Raw genomic sequence first — 22,541 nt, 5'->3', positions numbered from 1 at the left:
TTTTAAGATGAGTTAACATGAGTTTTATCACAGATATAAAGTTGATTTTAACTCATCTTACGAGTAAGAAGAGAAAGGATGAAGCGTATGCGAAAGCCAGTCATTGAATTCGAAAATTTTAGCTTTCAATATCGAGTTCAGTCAAGCCCAACGCTTAAAAATATTAATCTAAAAATTTATGAGGGCGAGAAGGTTGTGATTGTTGGACCTTCTGGATCAGGAAAAAGTACGATTGCGCACTGTATTAATGGATTAATTCCAAATATTTATAAAGGAACAACAAGTGGAGCCTTTAAAATTAAAGGGCAAAATGCTTTAAATCATAATATTTTTGAACGTTCAAATGAAGTAGGAACGGTGTTACAAAATCCAGATGATCAATTTATTGGATTAACCGTCGAAGAGGATATTGCCTTTAAGTTAGAAAACTTAGTCGTTCCTCAACAAGAGATGATTGAAACAGTTCATAAAGTGGCACAATTAGTTGATGTGGATGGCCATCTTTCATCCTCACCGCATGATTTATCAGGTGGGCAAAAACAACGTGTGACGTTAGCAGGTGTTTTAGTCGATGATATCGATATTTTATTATTTGATGAACCGTTAGCAAATTTAGATCCTGCAGCGGGACTTCATACGATGACGTTAATTGATGAGATTCATAAACAAACGAATAAAACGATTATCATGATTGAACATCGTTTAGAAGATGTGTTATATAAACCCGTTGACCGAGTGATTGTGGTGAATCAAGGTGAACTTGTGGCTGATCTAACGCCGAATCAATTACTCGCTTCCTCTTTACTTCAAGACGTTGGAATTCGAGAACCCCTTTATGTCACTGCGTTAAAATATGCAGGATGCACCATTACAGAGGAAATGAATCCACAATGTCTAGAGCAGATGGATTTAACGTCATGTACGGACGTGGTTAAAAATTGGTTTTTAACGACGGATGTTCATTTACCAAAGACCGATCAACCGATAATTTTAGAATTTAAAGAGGTTAGTTTTGGTTATCAGCCGAATCAACAAACGTTAAAAGGCGTTTCCTTTAAAATTCATGAAGGCGAAATGATTAGTATTGTTGGAAAAAATGGGGCTGGAAAATCAACGATTTCAAAATTAATTAGTGGATTTTATTCACCAACCAGTGGAACGATTGAGTTTAAAGGTGAAGATTTACGTCAACAAACGATTAAAGAACGTGCTGAAAAGATTGGATTAGTGATGCAAAATCCAAATCAAATGATTTCAAAAACGATGATTTTTGATGAAGTTGCCTTTGGTCTACGTATTCGTGGGGTGAATGAGGAAGAAGTCAAACGTCGTGTGTATGAAACGTTAAAAATTTGTGGCTTATATCCTTATCGTAATTGGCCGATTTCTGCTTTAAGTTTTGGGCAGAAAAAACGAGTAACGATTGCCTCAATTTTAGTTTTAAATCCAGAAATTTTAATTTTAGATGAGCCAACAGCAGGTCAAGATCTAAAGCACTATACGGAAATTATGGAGTTTTTAAAAGAACTCAATGAACGAGGAATTACGATTATCATGATTACTCACGACATGCATTTAATGCTTGAGTATACGACACGTGCTCTTGTGATTACTCATGGTGAGTTAGTCGGTGATGATCGGACGTGGCATGTGTTAACGAATGATGAGTTAATTAAAACGGCTCATTTAAAGAGAACGTCATTATATGAATTAGCGAATCGAATTGGAGATTTACCTCCAGTTGAATTTATCTGTAAGTTTATTTCAAGTGATAAGGCGGTGAGAACGTAATGAATGCTAAATTATTAGCTTATATTGACATTGATTCTCCCATTCATCGCTTAACAGGAAGTACAAAACTCATTTGTTTTTTATTGTGGTCGATCACAGCGATGTTAAGTTATGATACACGTGTCTTAGTCAGTATGTTAATTTTAAGCTTTGTCATCTTTAAAATTTCAAAAGTAGATTTTAAAGATATCGCATTTGTTTTTTATTTTATTTTAGTGTTCTTACTTTTTAATAATCTAGCGGTCTTTTTCTTTTCACCACTAGAAGGAGTCGCCATCTATGGAACACAGCACAATCTAGTTAAACTGATCGGTCCTTATGTCATTACGACGGAACAATTATTCTATCAGTTTAATATGACGATTAAATACTTAACCATTATTCCGATCGGGCTCATTTTCTTAGCAACGACGAATCCAAGTGAATTTGCTGCCTCATTAAATAAGTTAGGAATTAGTTATCGAATTGCTTATTCGGTTTCAATAGCCATGCGTTATATTCCAGATATTCAGCGTGATTTTATTGAAATCGCCCAAGCACAACAAGCAAGAGGAATCGATTTATCCTCTAAAGAAAAGCTAAGTAAGCGCGTGAAAAATATGGGAGCTATTTTATTTCCGCTTATTTTAACAAGCTTAGAACGTATTGAAACGATTAGTTATGCCATGGAATTACGTGCGTTTGGAAAACATAAAAAACGAACGTTTTATAACGCTCGTCCTCTTCAAAAATCGGATGTCATTGTTTTAATTGGTATGATTGTCTTAATGGCTGTCTTTTTATGGGTGACCTTTAGTAATGGCACACGTTTTTATAATCCATTTATCTAAAAAGCTGTATCGCAATCGATACAGCTTTTTAATAGTTTAAAATTTTTGGGAAAACACCGTTTTTTTTCCAAGCATAAAACACGCTAGGTTGAAAGACGAGTGTTGATTTAACTGTCTCTAAAAAGGTTGCTGCTTCTTCATCAGCTGTAAAGATTGCTTTAATAGCAGGGCACTTTTCAAGTGCTTGTTCAGTAAGCACGTAATAATAACACGGGTACAAAAAAAGCTACCAATCCTGTAAACTAAAGGTACAGAGTTGGTAGCTGTTATTTTATATCGCTATCCACAATTCTCTTGAACGTTTTTTGCCCATGGCAAAAAGCCCACCAACAAGTCTGGATTTCGTATGAAATCTACATTTGGCAGTTTTTCAAAAAGATAAGTGAGATATTTAGACGGATTTAGACTGTTTGCTTTGGCTGTCTCAATGATCGTGTATGCCATCGCATTAGCAGTCGCGCCTTTCATACTGGTTGAAAAGAGGTAGTTTTTACGACCAATCGCGATAGGGCGAATCGCTTGTTCAGCTAGATTATTCGAGGCTTCAAGATTTCCATCGTCTAAAAAGCGCAAAAGTTCTACCTTTTGATTTAAGGCATACATCACCGCTGTTTGAAGTTTTCCTTTCATGGCATAGAACGATTCTAGCCAGTCAAAAAATTCTTCCACAACAGGTTTGATGATCAGTTGGCGCTGCTTTTGACGTTGCTCAGGAGATAAATCTTTAATAGTCTTTTCGAAGCTAAAGATTTGATCGCAGTACTCCACTGCTTTTTTCGCTTTTCCGTTGTTTCCTGGTATCTCGAAAAATTTTCTTCTGACATGGGCCCAACACCCAACTAATGAAATGTTCGGGATATTTTTATATCCTGAATAACCATCACAATGAAGATATCCTTTGAATCCTTCTAAGATGGTGGTTGCCACCGCACGTTCACGTGTCAGATCGGCATGGTAATACGCCACAGGATGTTCGGTATTTTTGATGGTACGGAATAACCAAATCCGTGCTTGAGAGGTCGCTGATTTACCATCTGTTCGATTTAAGATTTGATAAGGTGTTTCATCCGCATGTAAAACCTTATTTTGGACTAACGCTTTTCTAAGTAAATCATAAATGGGGCGTAACCAATCATGACTAGCGATAATAATCCAATTAGAGAGGGTTTTATCACTCACACTCAATCCATAGCGTGCCCATTCTGATACCTGGCGATAACAAGGAATACTTAAGATGTATTTATGATGAAAAACTTCAGCTAAAACACTGGCTCCGGCAAAGCTTCTTTGAATCGGAGCTTTTGGTGTTTCGGCACAACGAATCGGTTTAGCTTCGATAGATTCGTCATGACAATCACAAGCATAAGTATAAGCAATGTAACGCTTTTTATATAATCGGGCTGGAACGAAACAGACTTCGTCACGAATGATCCTTTTCCCCATTCGTTTCATTTCATTTCCACAATTCATACATCGGCAGTCTTCCCCATGTAATTGGCAATGAACTTCTTCAATGGGTAAGTCTTTGATTAATTCTGCTTTTCTTCCTTTTTGTTTTTTACGTCGATACGTGATTTCTTCGACGGTTTGGTCTTCAGTTGTCTCTGTCTCTTCAAAAAATCATCTGGATCAAATAATGAAATTTGGCCTTCGGCTACTTTAGTCTTTTCACTCGAAGATCCAAATAGCTTTTTATTTAGATACTGAATTTGTTCAGTTAATTGGCGAACTTGTTCTAGAAGTGCCTTATTTTGTTCCATTAAGTGTTGTTCAAGTTCTGTCATCCAAGTCGCCTACTTTCAAAATGTCTATATCTTAACCCTAGTATACCTAATCTCACAACAGATGAAAATAGAAATAAGGGATTTTGTCGAAAATCCCTTATTTCTATTAATATAGGTCACCAGTTTTAGCTGGTTTGATGGCTTTAGGTTGTTGAATAGAGAGACCTTCTAATAACCAGCGTAATTCCTGGGACGTTAATTTCTTAACCTCATCTTGATCTTTTGGCCATTGTAGATGACCGTTCTCAATTCGTTTATAAAATAACATAAATCCGTCATGATCCCAGTATAAAGCTTTGTAGCGATCTTTTTTTCTTCCACAAAACAAGAAGATGGCATCGTCAAATAAGTCTAGATTATATTTATCTGAAACTAAATTCGCTAAGCCATCAATTCCACAACGCATATCGGTGTGACCGCAAACAATGAAGATGTTTTGAACTTCTGTAAAATTAACGAGCATACTTTGACATCTCCGCTAAAACAGCATGTAAGATATGTTTATCAACGCCATTGTAAAACAGCACTTCAGCATCTTTGATTTTAAACTGACAAGTAGGTATATCCTTATTAGTCGCAGATTTTGAGTGAGACTTTAAATGAGAGTCACTCAATGCGACTGGAATTATCATAGGCTTTTCTTTCATAGAAAATTGACCTCCTTTTCTTTGATAGCTACAGTATAGCCCAAAGTTGGAGGTCAAAATAGACATGTTTATATTACGTGCTTACCTTGTTCATAACGATACGGATGCTCACACGGTGTTTGAGGTCCGGTGTGCCACCGAATTAATAACATTTCATCAATGGTTAATTTAATATATTGTTGAGCAAGAATAACACTTTTTTCACCATGTCCGAGTGGAAGATCATCCACACAGTCATAAGTAAAGTAACATTCTTTTTCATTTTTTTGATTATAGCGTAGTTTAAGCGTCGGATAAAAGATATTCGTTTTACATAAATCATGTAAGTAACCAGCCAAGTAGATCGTTTCAGTTGATAAACCTAGATGAAATTGTTTATTCTTTTGAATCAGTAATTCAACGACGTTATGGCTATGAACGGCTAATCCGTGCGGATAGTTACAATGCCCTTTAATGCTAGCTGGTGCTGTAAAGTAGTCACTCTCTGATGTTAAAAAATGAATTAAATCACTCATTCCTTCACGCTCGATACTATGAAGTCGGCTCAATATAATTTGCTTTATACTCATTTTAATGTAACCCCTTTTAGTACGCTTTTCTTTACTTCATTATTATAAAAATAGTTTTCATTCATTTAAATTTATCTCATGCATGATTTAAAGACTCGTTTTCTTAACGCTAAAAGTTTCTGATTGGTAAACCCCTGATCACTTCTTATATATAGCGTAAATGAATTAGTTATTCTTAGTTTATTTTGTCGATTTGCTTAAGTTTTTAAAAAAATGCAAAAGAGATGATCTTTTTAGTGGATTTAGATCGATACATTTGATGTAAAAATGCAGAGTCCAAACATTGACAAGTATCGACAGAGTCAGTAAACTTGATACTGTAGCTTTGTAGGGATAGTCTCATGAAAGGGACTTAGAAGGAGGAGAAACATGAACCTTAAACAGAAGAAGGGAAATCCATGGGCATTATTGCCACTGGGTGTATTTTTAGTTTTATTTGTAGGAAGCGGGATCTTAACAGGTGATTTTTATGCGATGCCTGTCTTAGTTGCCTTTGGCCTAGCAGCGGTGGTCGCATTTATGTTTAATCGAAAAGAACCTTTTAACGATAAAGTGATGGTTTTTTGTAAAGGGGCAGGAAATGAAAATATCATCATGATGGTGATCATTTTCTTATTAGCTGGTGCCTTTTCTAGCGTTGCTAAAGCAATGGGTGGTGTGGATGCCACAGTCAATTTAAGTTTATCGGTTTTGCCAGCTAACTTAGTTGTCGTTGGATTATTTGTCATTGCTAGTTTTATTTCTGTTTCAATGGGGACTTCTGTTGGAACGATTACGGCTTTAACGCCGGTTGGATTAGGAATTGCACAGGCCACATCCATTCCAGTTCCACTGGTTATTGGAGCGATTGTCGGTGGTGGAATGTTTGGTGATAATTTATCGATGATTTCTGATACGACGATTGCAGCGGTTCGTACGCAAGGGTGTGAACTGAAAGATAAATTTAAAGTGAATTTTTTAATTGTATTACCCGCTGCGCTTCTTTCACTTGTTATTTTGTTTTTATTAACGTCAAGCTATCAAGTACATTTAACAGAAATTGAGGCCATTGAATGGGTGAAAGTCATTCCTTACTTGGCGATTTTAGTCGGGGCTTTACTTGGTGTCAATGTGTTTATTTTACTTGGAAGCGGGATTGTATTAGCTGGATTGATTGGCTTTATGACACAATCTTTTCAGTTACTTGAATGTATCACGGCTATTTCAGAGGGAATGGCAGGAATGCAAGAATTAGCGATTCTTTGTTTAATTGTCGGTGGTGTCTTAGAATTAATTAAACATAATGGTGGAATTGATTATTTACTACATTTAATTAAATCACGCATCCGATCTAAAAAAGGGGCTGAACTAGGAATTGCGACGTTAGTGAGTGCCATCGATTTATGTACGGCTAATAATACGATCGCCATTGTGATGGCTGGACCATTAGCCAAAGAAATTGCAGAAGAATTTGACATTGATCCACGTCGTTCAGCCAGTCTTTTAGATATTTTTTCATCGTGTTGGCAAGGGTTAATCCCATATGGAGCGCAAGTGTTAGGAGCCGCAGGTTTAGCTGCCATCTCACCCGTTGAAATTATTAAATATGTTCATTATCCGATGTTAATGGGTGTTTGTGGGTTAATTGCTATTATCATGGGATTCCCTAAATTAAAAAAATAAAAAAATGCTTTATAAGCTAAAAGAATTGAAATCATTACTCAGTAAAGAGGTCTTTCCTGTTAAGGATGACTTCTTTTTTTATGCCAAACATAAAAAGCTCACCTATGAGGTGAGCTTTTTTAGTAGAAGAGACCCGGAAAGAAGATCTCGTTTTGAAAATTGTTTGGAATTCGGAATAGATGAAGACGATTAGGGATGACTTCATCTGATTAGGTGGTCTATGTCTGCTGACTCTTATATTATGACAAATAACGAGATGTTTTTCAATAGTTTTTCGATAAAAAAGCAAACTTTTGTTCGTTTTTAGTTAGTGAAAGAGATTATCTTATCATCAGCGAAAAAAAAGTGGATGATTTCACATGTCTTAACGATCATTATCTTTTAACCATTTTCTTTTTATCAGGAAATCAACTTGACTAAGTAGAGTTAGTCATTCTTATTCAAAATCAACGCTAAACTGAGAGGAACTCTGAATTCATGAGTTTGAAGATTGAAATGTTATGAGAGATTTCGTTCTTTTATGTTGAGATAAAGTATAAAATTTGATAGAGATTGATGAATTAAGATAGTGAGGTGTTGTCATGAAAGTGGTCATTTTAGCAGGGGGATTTGGAACCCGATTAAGTGAAGAAACTGATATTCGTCCTAAGCCAATGGTGGAAATCGGTGGGAAGCCAATTCTTTGGCATATTATGAATATGTACTCCACTCATGGATTTAATGAATTTATTGTTTGTTGTGGATATAAAGGGCAGGTGATTAAAGAATATTTTATTAATTACTATGAAAATACGAGTGACTTTACCATTGACTTATCGAGTGGGGAGTTGGTGATTCATCAACCTATTTCAGAGCCTTGGAAAGTAACACTTGTCGATACAGGCTTAAAAACCTTAACGGGTGGACGAATTAAACGTGTGAAAGATTATATCGGAAACGAACCTTTCATGCTGACATATGGGGATGGGGTATCGGATATCGATATTAAAGCGTTAGTTGAATTTCATCAAAAACATCAAAAGCTAGCAACAGTCACCGCTGTTCAACCAATCGGACGTTTTGGAGCGCTTTCTTTATAGAAAAATCAAGACGTCTTAAAATTTTATGAGAAACCATCAGGAGATGGCATGTGGGTCAATGGCGGATTTTTCGTTTTAGAACCTGAGGTCATGGATTATATTGAAGATGATTTGACAATTTGGGAAGAAGAACCGTTGCAACAATTAGCAAATGATCAACAACTGATGGCTTATAAACATTATGGATTTTGGAAACCGATGGATACCTTACGAGATAAAGTGGAGTTAGAACGCATGATTAACGAGAAAAAAGCGCCGTGGATCACTTGGTAAAAGGAGAGGGATGGATGGAACAGCTAAATGATGATTTGCCGCTTGTGAGTATTTTAATTCCAACGTATAACCGCTTAAATTATTTAAAACGTGCTTTAGATAGTGCCTTAAGTCAAACGTATCCGAATCTTGAGATTATTATTTGTGACAATAGTGAGCATGACGAAACAAAGGAGTATATCGAAGCGTTAATGAAAACAACTTCGAATATCTTTTATTATAAAAATAAGGCTCTGTTTTAAAATAGTGTTGATATTTCACACAGAATTTGCATAACTAACTCTTAAATTATCCATTATAATATTATTAGAACATATGTTTGAGGAGTTTTATCTATGCCAAAAGCAGTTATTTTAGCACTTTTAAAGCGAGTAGCATCCAATGATTTACCAGAAATCTTAGTTTAAGTTGAAAAAGGAATCTTTAAATCCGATTTGTCTAAACTTCAAAATGAGATTCAAGAAACCAGGTACTCATCAGGGCAGTATAAATGCCCTTTTTGTCATGACGACCATATCGTAAAGAATGGTAAAGCAAAAGGAAATCAACGTTATCTCTGTCGCAACTGCGGAAAATCATTTAGCCAACAAACTCAAACACCAACTGCTTATTCAAAGAAAGAAACAAAAGTATGGATTGACTATATTGAATGTATGATTAAGGGATATAGCTTACGCCGTTGTGCATGGGAATGTAATATCAATCTCGCCACAGCCTTTTTTTGGCGACACAAAATTTTAGACGCTCTTAGCTCATTCATGGGAGCAGGAGAAGTTGATGGATTGGTTGAAGCGGACGAATGCTATCTCCGTTATAGCTACAAAGGAAATCATTCTAAAAGCAAACGGTTTACAATGCCAAGACCACCCCGTAAACGAGGTGGAGAGTCTGTTGGCAAGCGTGGATTATCAAGTGAACAGGTCTGTATTGGAACGGCATTAGATAGAACAGGTAATATTTTAATTGGAATGATAGGAACAGGACGAGTGAAATATGATAACCTAAAACGTTTCTTTGAAGGTCGTATTGCATCCCATTCTATTTTGTGTACGGATAGCGCTCATGGATATGGAAAATTAGCTAAAGAATTAGATTTAGAACATAAGGCAGTTCCATCAGGAAAATATATGAAAGGTATTTATCATATTCAACACATCAATGCTTTTCATAGTAATTTTAAAGCTTTCCTACAAAAGTTTAGAGGAGTATCAACTAAGCATCTATATAGTTATTTAATGTGGTTCAAGTGGATTGAGCTTTTTAAGGATGAAAAAGAACTTCTAAAAATTCAGAAAGCTTATGTGCAATCACAAGCAAGTTATTGTGTAGTATCTAATGAAATGATTCGAGAAAGAAGAGCTAATTTTATTATGTAAAGACTAATACATTAGTTTGTTGTTAAAAAATGGAATAAGATATATAATAGAAAACAGGAGGTGATTGGAATGAAGAAGTTACTTATGCTTTCAATGTTGTTATCATTCGTTCTTGTCGGTTGTGGTAAACCAACTAATATGACTGAATTGTTAAATTACAAGGGGTCTTTCGTTGGTGATAATTCTGCTGTTGGTCATATTATAGAGCTATTGCCAGCTCATGAGTATTTAGATGGATTTGAATTACAAACAAGTCAAGAACCATATGAGGTGACGATTAATTACAAATCATTTGACGAGGCTACTGTTGAGTTAGAAGATGGTTCAACGTCAAAAGTTGCATTAAACGAGGTATTACAAGGAAACTCAATGATTATCTTATCTCTCGTTACAAATGCAGAAATTGTAAATTTTAATATCGGAGACCAAGAAACGATAACCTTTGATAGAACGACATTATCTGAAAATTATGGAAATGATTTAGAAAGTATTTCAGAAGATGTATCATCTTTACAAAATTTTATAAACACTTATACCGTTAAGTAATAAAAAGCTGTTCAACTATTTGAACAGCTTTTTATTATTGTTAAAATCAACATTTACTTAAAACACAGCGAAAAATAAAGAAAATATTAAATACATTGGTAATATGCGACGCTGTTTAGAGTTAGCGAAGGGTGAGTATATTAATTTTTTAATGGATGATGATTTATTCGCACCTCAAAAAATTGAAATAATGATGGCTTATTGTCTAAAAGATTCTGACATTCATCTGGTGACGTCACCCAGATATGTCATTAATGATGATGATCAAGGAATTGCTCCTTATCTCATGGGATTGCAGTTAGAGCAAGACTGGATGGGAGAAGGTCAAGAGTTATTAAAGTTATCTATTCAAACCATTGATAATTTTATCGGAGAGCCAACAACCGTTTTATTTAAAAAATCGGCTTTAAAATTTCCTTTTGGGCAGTACTATCATCACGAGTTTATTGTTTATTCCGATCTAGTGACGTGGTATTCACTTTTAGAATCAGGGAAGTGTGTTTATCTGAAAGAAGCGTTAAGTTATTTTAGACGGCATCAAAGTCAAACAACAGCTGAATCAGAAAAAGATTGGGGAGATGAATTGCGAGGATTTGACGAAGCGGCTAAATTAGCGGATGTTGCTTCACTCAATCATGTCTTTGAAACTAAAGTTGAATATACCCAATTTATCACAAAGCTTTTAGAGATTTATAGCGTTGCCTTTAAGCGTTTGATCGCTGAAAAAGGAGAAGGATTACAGATTCCTTCGACTTATCCGAGATTAATGTATGACTTACTATCAAGAATTTAATTCGTTTTTAAATTTAGGAGGGAGCAAATGAGTCGAGTAGAGGAGTTAAAGAATCAAATTTTAGAGCAAGTGAAGGAATATTATGATGAAAAGTTTAAGACGTCACCTTTTATTGAAGGAGAAACCTACATTAATTATGGAGGACGTTATTTTGATGAACATGAATTAATAAATCTCGTCGATGCTAGTTTAGACTTTTGGTTAACTTCAGGTAAATGGGTGAAACAATTTGAAAAAGACTTTGCGAAGTATTTAGGGGTTCGTTATTGTTCGTTATGTAATTCTGGATCATCGGCTAATTTATTAGCTTTTATGGCCTTAACCTCACCCCTTTTAGGTAATAGACAAGTTCAGCGGGGAGATGAAGTCATTACTGTGGCAGCTGGATTTCCAACGACCATTTCGCCGATTATTCAATACGGAGCCGTTCCCGTTTTTGTTGATGTTGAGCTACCATCGTATAACATTAATATTGAGGAAATGAAAAAAGCTTTATCTTCTAAGACAAAAGCTGTGATGATTGCGCATAGCTTAGGAAATCCATTTGATTTAGAACGTGTGAAAGCTTTTTGTGAAGAACATCAATTATGGTTAATTGAAGATAACTGTGATGCGTTAGGATCAGAGTATTTCATTGATGGAACGTGGAAAAAAACAGGAACGATTGGGCATATTGGAACGTCAAGCTTTTATCCCCCTCATCATATGACGATGGGAGAAGGAGGCGCTGTTTATACGAATCATCCGAAACTTCATCAAATTATTCAATCGCTTCGAGATTGGGGACGCGATTGTTGGTGTGATAGCGGTCGAGATAATACATGTGGCTATCGATTCACAAAACAATTTGGAGAACTTCCGGTGGGATACGATCATAAATATGTTTACTCGCACTTTGGATATAACTTAAAACTGACGGATATGCAGGCAGCGATTGGGTGTGCTCAGCTTGAAAAGTTAACGGAGATTGTAAAGATGAGACAAAAAAATTGGGACTATTTACGTGAGCATTTAAGTGAGCTCGAACCTTATCTCATTTTACCGGAACCCACTTTAAATAGTCGTCCAAGTTGGTTTGGATTTATCATGACCGTGAAAGAAAGTAGTGGGAAGCGTCGTGTTGATTTGGCGAAGTATTTAGAAGAGAATCACATTCAAACACGAAATTTATTTGCCGGAAATATTTTGAAACACCCTGTCTTTCATGAATTAAAACAAACACCCGATCGTTTTAGAGTGGTAGGAGAGTTAGAAAAAACAGATATGATTATGAATAACTCCTTATGTATTGGGGTTTATCCAGGTATGACGAGAGAAATGTTAGATTACATGATAAAGACAATTAAAGATTTTTTCTTAATGGAACAATAAACGATCAGCGATGGTGATGATATGAAAAAGTTTAATGGGATTTATGAAGGAAAGACCGTCTTAGTCACGGGACATACTGGTTTTAAAGGATCTTGGCTTTGTATTTGGTTACTTGAATTAGGAGCAACTGTCATTGGATATTCACTCGATCCATACACAAAAAACGATAACTTTGTGTTAGCTAAGTTATCGAATCGATTAGTCGATATTCGCGGAGATATTTGTGACAAACATAAATTAGAAGAGGTTTTTTCAACGTATAAGCCAGATATTGTTTTTCATTTAGCGGCTCAACCCCTCGTTTTAGAATCTTATCGCGATCCGGTTCACACGTATGACGTAAATGTCATGGGAACGATTAACGTGTTAGAAAGTATAAGAAAAACGAATGAAACTCGAGTGGGAATTTTTATTACAACCGATAAATGTTATGAAAACAAAGAGTCACTTTGGCCATATCGAGAAAGTGATGCGATGGGAGGATATGATCCGTATTCTTCTTCTAAAGGAGCTTGTGAACTCGTCATCAATTCTTGGCGACAATCTTATTTTCATCCAAAATCGTATGAGACGCATCAAACAAGCATCGCGTCCGTTCGAGCGGGAAATGTCATTGGAGGAGGCGATTGGTCCATGCATCGAATTGTTCCAGATTGTATCAAATCTATCGAAGCCAATGACCCCATCATCCTCAGACATCCACAGGCGATTAGACCTTGGCAACATGTGTTAGAACCGTTAAGTGGGTATTTATTATTAGGTGAAAAATTACTCACTCATCCAAAAGATTACTGCGAGGGATGGAATTTTGGACCGAACGTAAAGGATGTCAAAACCGTGAGAGAGTTAACCGACTTATTAGTGAAAAGCTATGGAAAAGGAACGATTGTTGAACAAGTAGATGAGACGTGGCATGAAGCTAATCTTTTATTACTTGACATTACGAAGGCCCAGTTAAAACTAGGATGGACACCAACGTTAGATGTTTCTCAATGTATCGACTTGACGTGTGAGTGGTATCAACAGTATCAATCAGCGGATATTTATACTTTATGTGTTCAACAAATCGAAAAATTTTCGTTGTTGGGAGTTTAAGTTATGGAAAAAATATTAATTACCGGAGCTAGTGGTTTTTTTGGCTCAAACTTAGTTCATCGATTGGTTCAGGAAAACTATGATGTGCATATTTTAACGCGTGAAAGCTCGAATCTTTGGCGACTTCATGAGGTTTATGAACAAGTGACTGATTGGAAGTGTGAATTAACAAATGCCACGAAGTTAAAAGAGATCATCGAGTTTATTCAACCGCAGCATATCATTCATAGTGCGACTTATGGTGGGCGACCTTTTGAAAATGAAGAGCAGGCGATTGTTCAGACGAATTTAATGGGGATCATGAATTTATTAAGTGCTTGTCAAGATATTGATTTTGAAACGTTTATTAATACGGGGAGCTCCTCAGAATATGGACTGAAAGAAACGGCCATGAAAGAGTCGGATGCTTGTTTTCCATCCAGTGTTTACGGCATTAGCAAGTTATCAAGCACCCTTTATTGTGATTACTGTGCCAAGCAGTGGAATAAAAATATCGGAACCATTCGTTTATTTTCACCATTTGGTGACTTTGAAGATCAAGGTCGATTGTTTCCTGATCTCATTTTAAATGCCATCCATAATGAACCGATTTATCTTTCTAATCCTAATGCCGTTCGAGATTTTATCTATGTTCAAAAAGCAGTCGACTTATACGTGGAGATGATTAAAGAAAAGAAATCGATCCAAGGTGAAATTTATAATTGTGGCAGTGGCACTCAAACCTCAGTACTTGAGGTTGCGTTACAAATTAAAGACATCACTCGCTCAACAAGTGAAATCTTAATTCATCCCAATCCAAGAAAAGAACAGTTGGTGTCTACTTGGGTTGCTGATGTTAGTAAAACAACGGCTCATTTTAACTGGAAACCAACCGCTTCACTGCATGATGAGTTGATTCAGGCGTGTACTTGGTTTAAGCAACATCAAAACTTATATAAAGGAGAGAAAATGTGAAGGTCTCAGATTTTATCGCTTCTTTTTTAGAAAGTAAACAGATTGAATACATTTTTGGATATATGGGGGGGATGATCACTCATTTAGCAGATTCGATTGACAAAAATCCGTACACCAAGTTTATTCAGGTGTATCATGAACAAAGTGCAGCGTTTGCAGCTGAAGGGTATGCTCGTGAAACCAATCGAGTAGGAGTGGCTATTTCAACGAGTGGGCCAGGCGCCACGAATATGGTGACTGGAATTGCGAATGCTTATTTTGATTCCATTCCCGTGATTTATATGACGGGACAAGTGAATACGCAAGACTATAAATATGAGTTGCCAATTCGCCAACAAGGATTTCAAGAAACAGATATTGTGTCGATCGTCTCACCGATTACGAAGTATGCCGTCTTAGTGGATGAGGCGAAAAACATTAAATATGAGTTAGAAAAAGCTTATTATTTAGCAACGACGCATAAAAAAGGACCTGTTTTGTTAGATATTCCATTAAATATTCAAAGAGAAGAAATAGAGATTGATGAGTTAATCGGATTTGAGCCAACTGCTCAGGTCATGAGTGATTCTTCATTTGATCTTGAAAGTATCGTGTCGATGATTCATCAGGCTAAAAGGCCCCTCATACTAGCAGGTGCTGGGGTGATGGAACCAGATACGAAAGAAGTATTTCGCACCTTCATTCATCAAACAAAACTTCCAGTCGTTTATTCGTTAATGGCTAAAGGCTGTTTAGATGATGATTTACCTGAAACAGTTGGGATGATTGGGAGTTACGGCAATCGGTGTGCCAATTTATTAGTTCCAGAATCTGATTTATTAATTGTTTTAGGATCAAGACTTGATAATCGTCAAACGGGAAATTTACTTGCTCATTTTCATCCAAATGGGCCTATCATTCATGTGAATATCGATCAAAATGATTTAGACTATCACCGTCTCAATAACCGAGTTAAAGTTCATCAATCTGTTGAGGAGTTTTTAACTTCAATTCAGCCGTTTGTTGCTGATTTTTCTATTTCAAATGAATGGCAAGAAAAGGTGACTTACTATCAGCAAGCATTTAGTCAAGAACAAGAGATTAAACATTATGTGGAGAATAAACTTCCGTATCAATGGATAGGCGTCTTGAATCAGTATGCGAATCAAAAATCAAGTTTTACTGTTGATATTGGACAAAATCAAATGTGGAGTGCACAGTATTTAACGATGCATACCGATCAAAACTTTTATACAAGTGGTGGATTAGCTCCAATGGGCTATGCGATTCCCGCTGCGCTGGGAGTTGCTTTTGCTAATTTAACTCGTCAAGTCTATGTCATTTGTGGCGATGGTGGATTTCAGATGAGTCTTCAGTCGTTAATGCTAATTTCACAATATGATTTACCGATTTTAGTAATTGTGTTTAACAATCGATCGCTTGGAATGATTACACAATTTCAAAGTCTTTATTTTAATGGTCGTTATACAGGAACGACGGAAGCGGGAGGTTATCAAGTCCCGGATATTGAATCACTCGCCAAGGCTTATTCATTACCGTATTTTAAAGCTTTACCGTCTCAACTTGATGACTCTGAGTATTTAGCCTCTGTCTTTAAAGCTAGAAATGGAATTGTTGAATTGGTCATTGAAGGAGAAACAACGGTTTGTCCAAAATTAGAGTATAATCGTCCGATTAATGAACCAAGTCCATATGTAAAAAAAGGGGAGATTGAATGAAACCATTAGTGAGTATTTTAATGCCAACGCGGAATCGCCCATTATTTTTTAAAAAAGCGTTAGACAGTGCACTTGCACAAACGTATGACAACATTGAAATTATTATTTGTGATAATAGTGACAACGATGAAACAAAGCAAGTCGTTGAAACGTACTTATCGATCTATTCATTTATTCGTTATGAAAAAAATGAGACAGATTTAAAGTATATCGGAAATATGAATCGATGCCTCTCTTTAGCAAAGGGGGAATTTATAAATTATTTATTTGATGATGATTTGTTTGCTCCAACTAAAATCGAAATGATGATGAATTATCTGTTACTACATGAGGACATTCAGTTAGTTAGTTCACCGTTTTACTTCATTAACGAACAGGATGAAGTGTTAGGAATGAATCAGTCCGTGTTTCGAAGTGGTGAGAACTGGCTAGGCTCTGGAAAAGTGATGATTGATCAGATGATTGGTAAAATTAGTAACTTTGTAGGCGTTCCAACGACGGTTTTATTTAGAAAAAGTGCCATGAAACAACCCTTTGGAAAATATCATGAATTTGAATTTATTTTTGCTTCGGATATGGCGTTATGGTTAGATCTTTTATCAACTGGAACGTGCGTTTATTTAGATGAGCCACTTAGTTATTATCGCTTTCATCAAGGACAAACCACGGCAGAAGATGAAAAATCGTGGGGAAAAGTGATGCCAGGGTTTATTGAAGGCGTGCAACTGGTAGTAATTGTTGGACGTGAACGATTAGCACAGTCCAAAGAACATTACGTGTTAATGCTTGCTAATTTACTGAAGCATTATGAGGAAAAATTATTACAACTCACGAGTCAACATCATAATGAGGTTGACATTCCAAACGAGTTAGGGAAGTTGATTCATGAAGCCTTTGATTGTATTCAAAATTATGATAATCAAGGTTAGAAACAGAAGCCTTTTAAATATGAAGTTGATAAAAAGATGTTGTGAAACTATTCATGACATCTTTTTTGTGCATCTAGGACTAGAGAGATTAAAATAGAAAATGATATAATAAAGACGAAATTTAGATAATAGGTGTGATGAATATATCAGGATGATAAGCATCAAAAAGTAATCAAGGATCAATTTTTTAGACAACACAATTATAACCACTAAACATTTAATACAAGAGAAAATACGAGGTGCAGGATGAAAAAATATGAAGTGATTAAAGAAATTTGTGAAACAGGAGTCGTTGCCGTTGTACGTGCAGAAAATGAAACTGAAGGAATTGAAATTTCAAAAGCTTGTTTAGCGGGAGGAATTAAAGCGATTGAATTAACGTTTACGGTTCCGTTTGCGGATGAAGTGATTAAGTCGTTAGTTAAAGAATTCGGATCAAAGATGTTGATTGGGGCTGGAACGGTATTAGATAGTGAAACAGCTCGCATCGCCATTTTAGCAGGAGCAAACTACATCGTTTCACCTGGATTTGACTTAGCGACAGCTAAGCTTTGCAATCGATATCAAGTGCCGTATATGGCAGGATGCATGACGATCACAGAAATGGTGACAGCTATGGAAGCGGGAGTCGATATTGTCAAGTTATTCCCTGGAAGTGCGTTTGGTCCAAGTTTCATTAAAGCCATTAAAGGCCCGCTGCCTCAGGCCAATATTATGCCAACCGGAGGAGTAAATTTAGAGAATGTCAATCAGTGGATTAAAAACGGTTGCGTGGCTGTTGGTGTTGGAGGAGATTTAACGGCACCAGCGAAACATGGAGATTATGCAGGGGTGACTGAACTAGCCAAACAATTTGTTCAAAAGGTAGCTGAGGCTAGAAAGTCATAGCTAAAAATAAACAAGCGGAAGATTGTTTTTAATTAGGCGGATTAGTTTAAAGACTAGTCACTCGTGCAAAGGCTTAGAGAGTTATGTATAATAAAAGTATCAATTTTTAACTGGGGGTAATTAGATGGGTCAATTTACATTTAAAAAGTTGCTAATTCTAGGAATAACAATTCTTTTGACAGGTTGTTCGGCAGCTAATGAATATGTAGAGGAAACTTCAGATGATCATGAAACCGTGCAAGAGATTGAATCAGAAAACGTGGAATTGGGTGAAGTCGAGTCAAACGAAGAAGCAGTTATTCAATCTGAAGAGGAAAGTGAAGCATTAAAAGTAGAAGATGTGACTATAGAAACGGTGAGTGATAGTCAAATTCACTTTATTAATACGGGGAATTCAGATGCGATCCTAATCGAGAACGCGGGACGATTTGCGATGATTGATACAGGAAATACAGATGATGATGCGACAGTGAAAGCTTATTTACAAAATCAGGGCGTTGAAAGGATTGATTATTTAATTTTGACTCATTTTCATGCCGATCACATGGGAAGTGCAGATACGGTCATTGCTGATTTTGATGTGAAGACGACCTTAGTTCCCAATGGTGATGCCACAACACAAGTCTACCAAGACTATATCCAGGCGTTATCTAATAAAGGATTACAACCGAGTGTGCCACTAGAAGGGGCGACGTTTGAGTTAGGAAGTGCGACTTTAACTCTTTATAATACAGCAGGTGGAAATAGTAACGAAAATAATAATTCCTTAATTGTGTTATACGAAAATGGCGATGATCGAGCAATCTTTATGGGCGATGCAGAAGCTGAGGTTGAGTCAAAGTTATCGATTGGGGATGTTGATTTACTGAAAGTCGGACATCATGGATCAAATACGAGTTCGTCAGCCTCATTTATTCATCAAATTCAGCCTGAATATGCCGTCATTTTAGTTGGACAACCGAACCAATACGGGCATCCAAGCCAAGAAACATTAAGTTTATTTGAGTCTAAAGACATTCCAGTGTATCGAACAGATGAACAAGGCGATATTGTGTTTACGTCAACCGGGCATGGATTTAAAACGGAATTAACACCAGCGTCATATACCCCAGGCAAAGATAATTCAAGTACAAGTAGCTCAAACACAGGAACAAGCAGTTCAAGTACAAGCAACTCAAACACAGGAACAAGCAGTTCAAGTACAAGTAGCTCAAACACATCAACAAGCAGTTCGAGTTCAAGTAACTCAAGTACATCAACAAACGGTTCTAGTTCAGGATCAACTAATTATAAAGATGATAATCCCAACGGAATTTATAATCAAGAATCGACTACAACTAAAGAATCCTATAAAAACTGTACGTTATTAAGAGAAGTTTATCCCGATGGAGTTCCACAAGGACATCCAGCCTATGAATCTAAACATGATCGTGACAAAGATGGATGGGCGTGTGAATAATAGTGATGAAAAGAGGCACTAGAAAATCCTAATGCCTCTTTTTATTCAAGTCTAATAATAAAGCGAGATTCTTCCTAATCCCAATCAGGCTTCTACAATATAGGATTTTAATTTCAGTGTTCATCAGTAACAACATAAGATGTTAAAATAGGGTCTATTACTTAAGTATTCCGAGAAGAAGTGTATGCTTTTATAGGTAAACAACCTATTTATATAGAATATTTATTTATATAAATATATAATTAGATTATATAGAAAATGGGAGGGAATCATGAATAATGTAAGAATATTGCATTGTGGTAAGTTGATAGACAACTACTATTTATGTGTAAATGAAAAGGTAGCGGGATTTAGTCAAAAATTTAGAATCGGTGGCACAGGAGATTTAATATATCTTTCCATAAAGATAGGAAAAGAAAGTCTATGTGGAGCAAGAGGGGTTTTGGGAGAGATAACAGATATAAAGCCATGGGAAGATTCAGAAAAGTATATACAGTGTTTTAAAATTAAAGATATCGAATTTTGTGAACCATTTGATATGAGTGTACTAAGAGAAGCAGGTGGACAAGCATGGGGAGCTAAATATCTGCAAGGTTCAAAATTGATAAAAGATAGAGATGCTATAAATATATTAGATAAGAACTTTGTAACTAATAAAAGAGATACGCTATATATTTTTAATGATTTAAGTGAGAATACTTCAAGTGAAGAATCGCAAATAAAATTTCAGTTGAAATTTAAAGAGTCAGAATGTGAAGAATATGATAAATCAGATGAAGAAGAAGAAATTTTAGATATACTAGGTACATTTCAAACAATAAGATTTAGAAATGAAACAGATCCGATTAGAGGATTGGAACCTTTAGTAACAAAGTATTTTTATAATTTATTTCAATTTTTTACAGAAGACAAGAGTATATTGATTTCGAATAATAGATTATTTTCAACAGTGGGTCTAAAAAATGATAAAAATGAAAATATACCAGGAATAAAAGGGATCCCAGATGCTGTATTAATTACTTACGATAGGGATTCTACTAATACACCATTAAGAATAAATTTAATAGAGTACGAATGTTATGGGGAAGGAAAATATAGGAACACGCAGAAACTTAACTATTTAAATGGAACCATACTACCTCAGCTAATAAGATTCGCATCTACGTTTAGCATTGTTACTGATTATAAAATAAGAGAAAAAACAATAAATGAATGGATAGAGAAAATAATTTCATATATTGATAGCAATCAATTTCTTATGGATAAGGTTGATGAATGGATGAAAGATTTAAATCCTAAAATAAGAGATAGAGAAATAAATAGTACTCTTAAGAGTGAACTAAAGAAAGCTTTTGAATCTAATATAAAGATTATACTTATAATAGATGAATTAACTATAGAACAAAAAGAAACAATTAAAAATGTTATAAATTCGTTTAAATTAAATAATACAAGCATTAAAGAGAGAGAAAATTGTGTAGGATTTAGTTCCTATGTTGTTAGGCTAGAACAAAAAGTAGGAGCATTCAATGAAAAGGCTAATTTTGCCTTATCGTTCCAAGAATAAAGTCTAAAAATGAGTGTTTAATGTTACACTTCCTGTACTTTAAAAATAGCCGTTACAAAAACGGCTATTTTTTCTTTGTGAACATCATGAGATTTAATCTTTCAAATTCATAACTGAATGTGTTATTAATCTGTTGAAATCGTACTGATCAACGGGGATGAATTATGGTGAGACATGAATGAATCAATTGCTTAAGTTAAAGGGGATATAACGGGTGAAGTGAAAGTAATCGTCTGAAATCATTTTGTTATCATTAGGTTGAAGTAAGATAGGGAGAGTTAGATGAAATGAGTTATAGTACCAGTCAATTTACTAAATTATTAGGTGTAAGTGTAGATGCTTTACGGCACTATGAAAAAAATCAAATTTTTTTACCGACTAAAAATCCGTGTAATAATTATCGTGAATATACTAATCGAGATGGCTTCAAGGTTCTAACAGCAAAGTTATATCGAAGTTTCGAGTTACCCGTTTCAAAAGTATCTGAAAAAATGAATGGTGTGACAAATGAAAGTCATCTAGATTTGATTGAACAAAAGAAGTTAGACATTGAATATGAGATTCAACGATTACAGTTATTAAAATCACGTTTAGATGAAATTCATAATTCCTATCAGTGGCAGTGTGAAAAAGTAGGTGAGATTATGGAGGTTGAGTTGCCACCTATTTATCGATTAAGGTGTGATAAAGATTGTAAAAAGAGTACACAGTTAATGAAACAATGGATTGAGCATTTACCTTATACCGTTTTATCGATGACGATTCCACTTGAGTCTATTGAATTAGGAAAGACCTCCCATTCAGTTCAGTTAGGCTTACATGCCAAAAGCAAATATGTTGAGCAGTGTGATCTATGTATAGAGGAGCCAGTTGAATTTTTACCAGGAGGGCTCGGTCTTTGTATGACACTGATTGTTGACGATGTCTGTTCTATTGATCAGTCTTGTTTAATGCCATTACTAAAAAAGGCAAGAGATTATCATTACCGTTTTCTAGAAGACTTTAGCGTAAAGTTAGACGGATTAGAAGTGGAGAACGGATCGGTTAAATATGTCATTTCAGTTCGCGTAGCTGTCGAAAAATATAAATAATATGAGATATTTTCATTATTTTTGTAATTTTTTTAAAAACTTTATTGACTCAGGGGTTACACCGGACCTTACACTTTAAATACTTGTGAATTGATGAACAAGTTTTGATTTAGTTTTAA

Annotated in this window: 23 protein-coding genes and 1 pseudogene; 18 read left to right on the top strand and 6 right to left on the bottom strand. The window is 35.5% G+C overall.

The annotated features are described in order from the left end of the window. Nucleotides 1–87: 87 nt before the first annotated feature. Together JRC48_RS03850 and JRC48_RS03845 are read left to right on the top strand one after the other, a co-directional pair. Nucleotides 88–1,791: an ABC transporter ATP-binding protein gene (locus JRC48_RS03850; RefSeq protein WP_235070545.1), complete on the top strand. Its 1,704-nt coding sequence runs from the start codon at nucleotides 88–90 to the stop codon at nucleotides 1,789–1,791. After that, a complete protein-coding gene (locus tag JRC48_RS03845; protein WP_235070544.1) occupies nucleotides 1,791–2,621 on the top strand; it encodes an energy-coupling factor transporter transmembrane protein EcfT in 831 nt (276 codons plus the stop codon). Before JRC48_RS03850 ends, JRC48_RS03845 begins: the two co-directional genes overlap by 1 nt. 28 nt (nucleotides 2,622–2,649) lie before the next feature. Here the strand turns inward: JRC48_RS03845 and JRC48_RS03840 are convergent, their stop codons facing one another. The 6 genes from JRC48_RS03840 to JRC48_RS03815 form a co-directional block, all read right to left on the bottom strand. Further along, nucleotides 2,650–2,841, bottom strand: coding sequence for a hypothetical protein (locus JRC48_RS03840; RefSeq protein ID WP_235070543.1), 192 nt, complete (start codon nucleotides 2,839–2,841; stop codon nucleotides 2,650–2,652). Nucleotides 2,842–2,900: 59 nt separating this feature from the next. Beyond that, entirely contained in the window at nucleotides 2,901–4,136 is a 1,236-nt protein-coding gene (locus JRC48_RS03835) for an IS66 family transposase (RefSeq protein ID WP_235070983.1), read from the bottom strand. Nucleotides 4,137–4,150: 14 nt separating this feature from the next. Continuing rightward, entirely contained in the window at nucleotides 4,151–4,405 is a 255-nt protein-coding gene (locus JRC48_RS03830; protein WP_235070462.1) for a transposase, read from the bottom strand. 106 nt (nucleotides 4,406–4,511) lie between these two features. Beyond that, nucleotides 4,512–4,868, bottom strand: coding sequence for an IS66 family insertion sequence element accessory protein TnpB (tnpB, locus tag JRC48_RS03825; RefSeq protein ID WP_235070463.1), 357 nt, complete (start codon nucleotides 4,866–4,868; stop codon nucleotides 4,512–4,514). After that, nucleotides 4,858–5,052: a hypothetical protein gene (locus JRC48_RS03820; RefSeq protein ID WP_235070464.1), complete on the bottom strand. Its 195-nt coding sequence runs from the start codon at nucleotides 5,050–5,052 to the stop codon at nucleotides 4,858–4,860. The genes tnpB and JRC48_RS03820 overlap by 11 nt, the downstream gene beginning before the upstream one ends. Before the next feature lie 68 nt (nucleotides 5,053–5,120). Continuing rightward, entirely contained in the window at nucleotides 5,121–5,621 is a 501-nt protein-coding gene (locus JRC48_RS03815) for a hypothetical protein (protein ID WP_235070542.1), read from the bottom strand. Between the two features lie 369 nt (nucleotides 5,622–5,990). Between JRC48_RS03815 and JRC48_RS03810 the strand changes: the two genes are divergently transcribed. The 16 genes and pseudogenes from JRC48_RS03810 to JRC48_RS03740 all read left to right on the top strand — a co-directional run bounded on the left by JRC48_RS03810 (nucleotide 5,991) and on the right by JRC48_RS03740 (nucleotide 22,422). Further along, nucleotides 5,991–7,283, top strand: coding sequence for a Na+/H+ antiporter NhaC family protein (locus tag JRC48_RS03810; RefSeq protein WP_235070541.1), 1,293 nt, complete (start codon nucleotides 5,991–5,993; stop codon nucleotides 7,281–7,283). A gap of 581 nt (nucleotides 7,284–7,864) precedes the next feature. Then, on the top strand, nucleotides 7,865–8,362 hold the full coding sequence (locus JRC48_RS12720) for a sugar phosphate nucleotidyltransferase (protein ID WP_304941328.1): 498 nt from the start codon (nucleotides 7,865–7,867) through the stop codon (nucleotides 8,360–8,362). A 48-nt stretch (nucleotides 8,363–8,410) separates the two neighbouring features. Beyond that, a complete protein-coding gene (locus JRC48_RS12715) occupies nucleotides 8,411–8,635 on the top strand; it encodes a hypothetical protein (RefSeq protein WP_304941327.1) in 225 nt (74 codons plus the stop codon). Nucleotides 8,636–8,649: 14 nt separating this feature from the next. Continuing rightward, entirely contained in the window at nucleotides 8,650–8,877 is a 228-nt protein-coding gene (locus tag JRC48_RS03800; RefSeq protein WP_235070540.1) for a glycosyltransferase family 2 protein, read from the top strand. A gap of 93 nt (nucleotides 8,878–8,970) precedes the next feature. Then, nucleotides 8,971–10,011: pseudogene (locus JRC48_RS03795) on the top strand (IS1595 family transposase). A gap of 69 nt (nucleotides 10,012–10,080) precedes the next feature. Continuing rightward, nucleotides 10,081–10,557, top strand: a complete 477-nt coding sequence (locus tag JRC48_RS03790) for a DUF4825 domain-containing protein (RefSeq protein ID WP_132942917.1) — start codon at nucleotides 10,081–10,083, stop codon at nucleotides 10,555–10,557. A 103-nt stretch (nucleotides 10,558–10,660) separates the two neighbouring features. Next, a complete protein-coding gene (locus JRC48_RS03785; protein ID WP_235070539.1) occupies nucleotides 10,661–11,350 on the top strand; it encodes a hypothetical protein in 690 nt (229 codons plus the stop codon). A gap of 27 nt (nucleotides 11,351–11,377) precedes the next feature. Next, nucleotides 11,378–12,721 carry a lipopolysaccharide biosynthesis protein RfbH gene (gene rfbH, locus JRC48_RS03780; protein ID WP_235070538.1) on the top strand — a complete coding sequence of 448 codons (1,344 nt, stop codon included), beginning with the start codon at nucleotides 11,378–11,380 and terminating at the stop codon, nucleotides 12,719–12,721. A gap of 21 nt (nucleotides 12,722–12,742) precedes the next feature. Next, nucleotides 12,743–13,816 (top strand): CDP-glucose 4,6-dehydratase, encoded by a 1,074-nt coding sequence (rfbG, locus tag JRC48_RS03775; RefSeq protein ID WP_235070537.1) that lies wholly within the window; start codon nucleotides 12,743–12,745, stop codon nucleotides 13,814–13,816. 3 nt (nucleotides 13,817–13,819) lie between these two features. Then, nucleotides 13,820–14,770 (top strand): NAD(P)-dependent oxidoreductase, encoded by a 951-nt coding sequence (locus JRC48_RS03770; RefSeq protein WP_235070536.1) that lies wholly within the window; start codon nucleotides 13,820–13,822, stop codon nucleotides 14,768–14,770. Then, entirely contained in the window at nucleotides 14,767–16,488 is a 1,722-nt protein-coding gene (locus JRC48_RS03765; RefSeq protein ID WP_235070535.1) for a thiamine pyrophosphate-binding protein, read from the top strand. The genes JRC48_RS03770 and JRC48_RS03765 overlap by 4 nt, the downstream gene beginning before the upstream one ends. After that, nucleotides 16,485–17,417, top strand: a complete 933-nt coding sequence (locus tag JRC48_RS03760) for a glycosyltransferase family 2 protein (RefSeq protein ID WP_235070534.1) — start codon at nucleotides 16,485–16,487, stop codon at nucleotides 17,415–17,417. The genes JRC48_RS03765 and JRC48_RS03760 overlap by 4 nt, the downstream gene beginning before the upstream one ends. Before the next feature lie 246 nt (nucleotides 17,418–17,663). Further along, nucleotides 17,664–18,305, top strand: a complete 642-nt coding sequence (locus tag JRC48_RS03755; protein ID WP_235070533.1) for a bifunctional 4-hydroxy-2-oxoglutarate aldolase/2-dehydro-3-deoxy-phosphogluconate aldolase — start codon at nucleotides 17,664–17,666, stop codon at nucleotides 18,303–18,305. A gap of 124 nt (nucleotides 18,306–18,429) precedes the next feature. Beyond that, the gene (locus tag JRC48_RS03750; protein ID WP_235070532.1) at nucleotides 18,430–19,764 is read left to right on the top strand and encodes an MBL fold metallo-hydrolase; all 1,335 of its coding nucleotides are present in this window, start codon (nucleotides 18,430–18,432) and stop codon (nucleotides 19,762–19,764) included. Between the two features lie 271 nt (nucleotides 19,765–20,035). Continuing rightward, a complete protein-coding gene (locus JRC48_RS03745; protein ID WP_235070531.1) occupies nucleotides 20,036–21,331 on the top strand; it encodes a hypothetical protein in 1,296 nt (431 codons plus the stop codon). 287 nt (nucleotides 21,332–21,618) lie between these two features. Beyond that, on the top strand, nucleotides 21,619–22,422 hold the full coding sequence (locus tag JRC48_RS03740) for a MerR family transcriptional regulator (protein WP_235070530.1): 804 nt from the start codon (nucleotides 21,619–21,621) through the stop codon (nucleotides 22,420–22,422). Nucleotides 22,423–22,541: the final 119 nt, after the last annotated feature.

It is taken from the genome of Turicibacter sp. TJ11, from assembly GCF_021497505.1.
GTDB lineage: Bacteria > Bacillota_I > Bacilli_A > MOL361 > Turicibacteraceae > Turicibacter.
Note: the sequence above shows the minus strand (reverse complement) of the source record. Positions and strands in the feature narration are given on the sequence as shown.

Bases quoted from the DNA above. Each gene is read 5' to 3' on its own strand.
- JRC48_RS03850 (WP_235070545.1), top strand. From the start codon at position 88: ATGCGAAAGCCAGTCATTGAATTCGAAAATTTTAGCTTTCAATATCGA.
- JRC48_RS03845 (WP_235070544.1), top strand. From the start codon at position 1,791: ATGAATGCTAAATTATTAGCTTATATTGACATTGATTCTCCCATTCAT.
- JRC48_RS03830 (WP_235070462.1), bottom strand. From the start codon at position 4,405: ATGACAGAACTTGAACAACACTTAATGGAACAAAATAAGGCACTTCTA.
- tnpB (WP_235070463.1), bottom strand. From the start codon at position 4,868: ATGCTCGTTAATTTTACAGAAGTTCAAAACATCTTCATTGTTTGCGGT.
- JRC48_RS03820 (WP_235070464.1), bottom strand. From the start codon at position 5,052: ATGAAAGAAAAGCCTATGATAATTCCAGTCGCATTGAGTGACTCTCAT.
- JRC48_RS03815 (WP_235070542.1), bottom strand. From the start codon at position 5,621: ATGAGTATAAAGCAAATTATATTGAGCCGACTTCATAGTATCGAGCGT.
- JRC48_RS03810 (WP_235070541.1), top strand. From the start codon at position 5,991: ATGAACCTTAAACAGAAGAAGGGAAATCCATGGGCATTATTGCCACTG.
- JRC48_RS12720 (WP_304941328.1), top strand. From the start codon at position 7,865: ATGAAAGTGGTCATTTTAGCAGGGGGATTTGGAACCCGATTAAGTGAA.
- JRC48_RS12715 (WP_304941327.1), top strand. From the start codon at position 8,411: ATGTGGGTCAATGGCGGATTTTTCGTTTTAGAACCTGAGGTCATGGAT.
- JRC48_RS03800 (WP_235070540.1), top strand. From the start codon at position 8,650: ATGGAACAGCTAAATGATGATTTGCCGCTTGTGAGTATTTTAATTCCA.
- JRC48_RS03790 (WP_132942917.1), top strand. From the start codon at position 10,081: ATGAAGAAGTTACTTATGCTTTCAATGTTGTTATCATTCGTTCTTGTC.
- JRC48_RS03785 (WP_235070539.1), top strand. From the start codon at position 10,661: ATGCGACGCTGTTTAGAGTTAGCGAAGGGTGAGTATATTAATTTTTTA.
- rfbH (WP_235070538.1), top strand. From the start codon at position 11,378: ATGAGTCGAGTAGAGGAGTTAAAGAATCAAATTTTAGAGCAAGTGAAG.
- rfbG (WP_235070537.1), top strand. From the start codon at position 12,743: ATGAAAAAGTTTAATGGGATTTATGAAGGAAAGACCGTCTTAGTCACG.
- JRC48_RS03770 (WP_235070536.1), top strand. From the start codon at position 13,820: ATGGAAAAAATATTAATTACCGGAGCTAGTGGTTTTTTTGGCTCAAAC.
- JRC48_RS03760 (WP_235070534.1), top strand. From the start codon at position 16,485: ATGAAACCATTAGTGAGTATTTTAATGCCAACGCGGAATCGCCCATTA.
- JRC48_RS03755 (WP_235070533.1), top strand. From the start codon at position 17,664: ATGAAAAAATATGAAGTGATTAAAGAAATTTGTGAAACAGGAGTCGTT.
- JRC48_RS03750 (WP_235070532.1), top strand. From the start codon at position 18,430: ATGGGTCAATTTACATTTAAAAAGTTGCTAATTCTAGGAATAACAATT.
- JRC48_RS03745 (WP_235070531.1), top strand. From the start codon at position 20,036: ATGAATAATGTAAGAATATTGCATTGTGGTAAGTTGATAGACAACTAC.
- JRC48_RS03740 (WP_235070530.1), top strand. From the start codon at position 21,619: ATGAGTTATAGTACCAGTCAATTTACTAAATTATTAGGTGTAAGTGTA.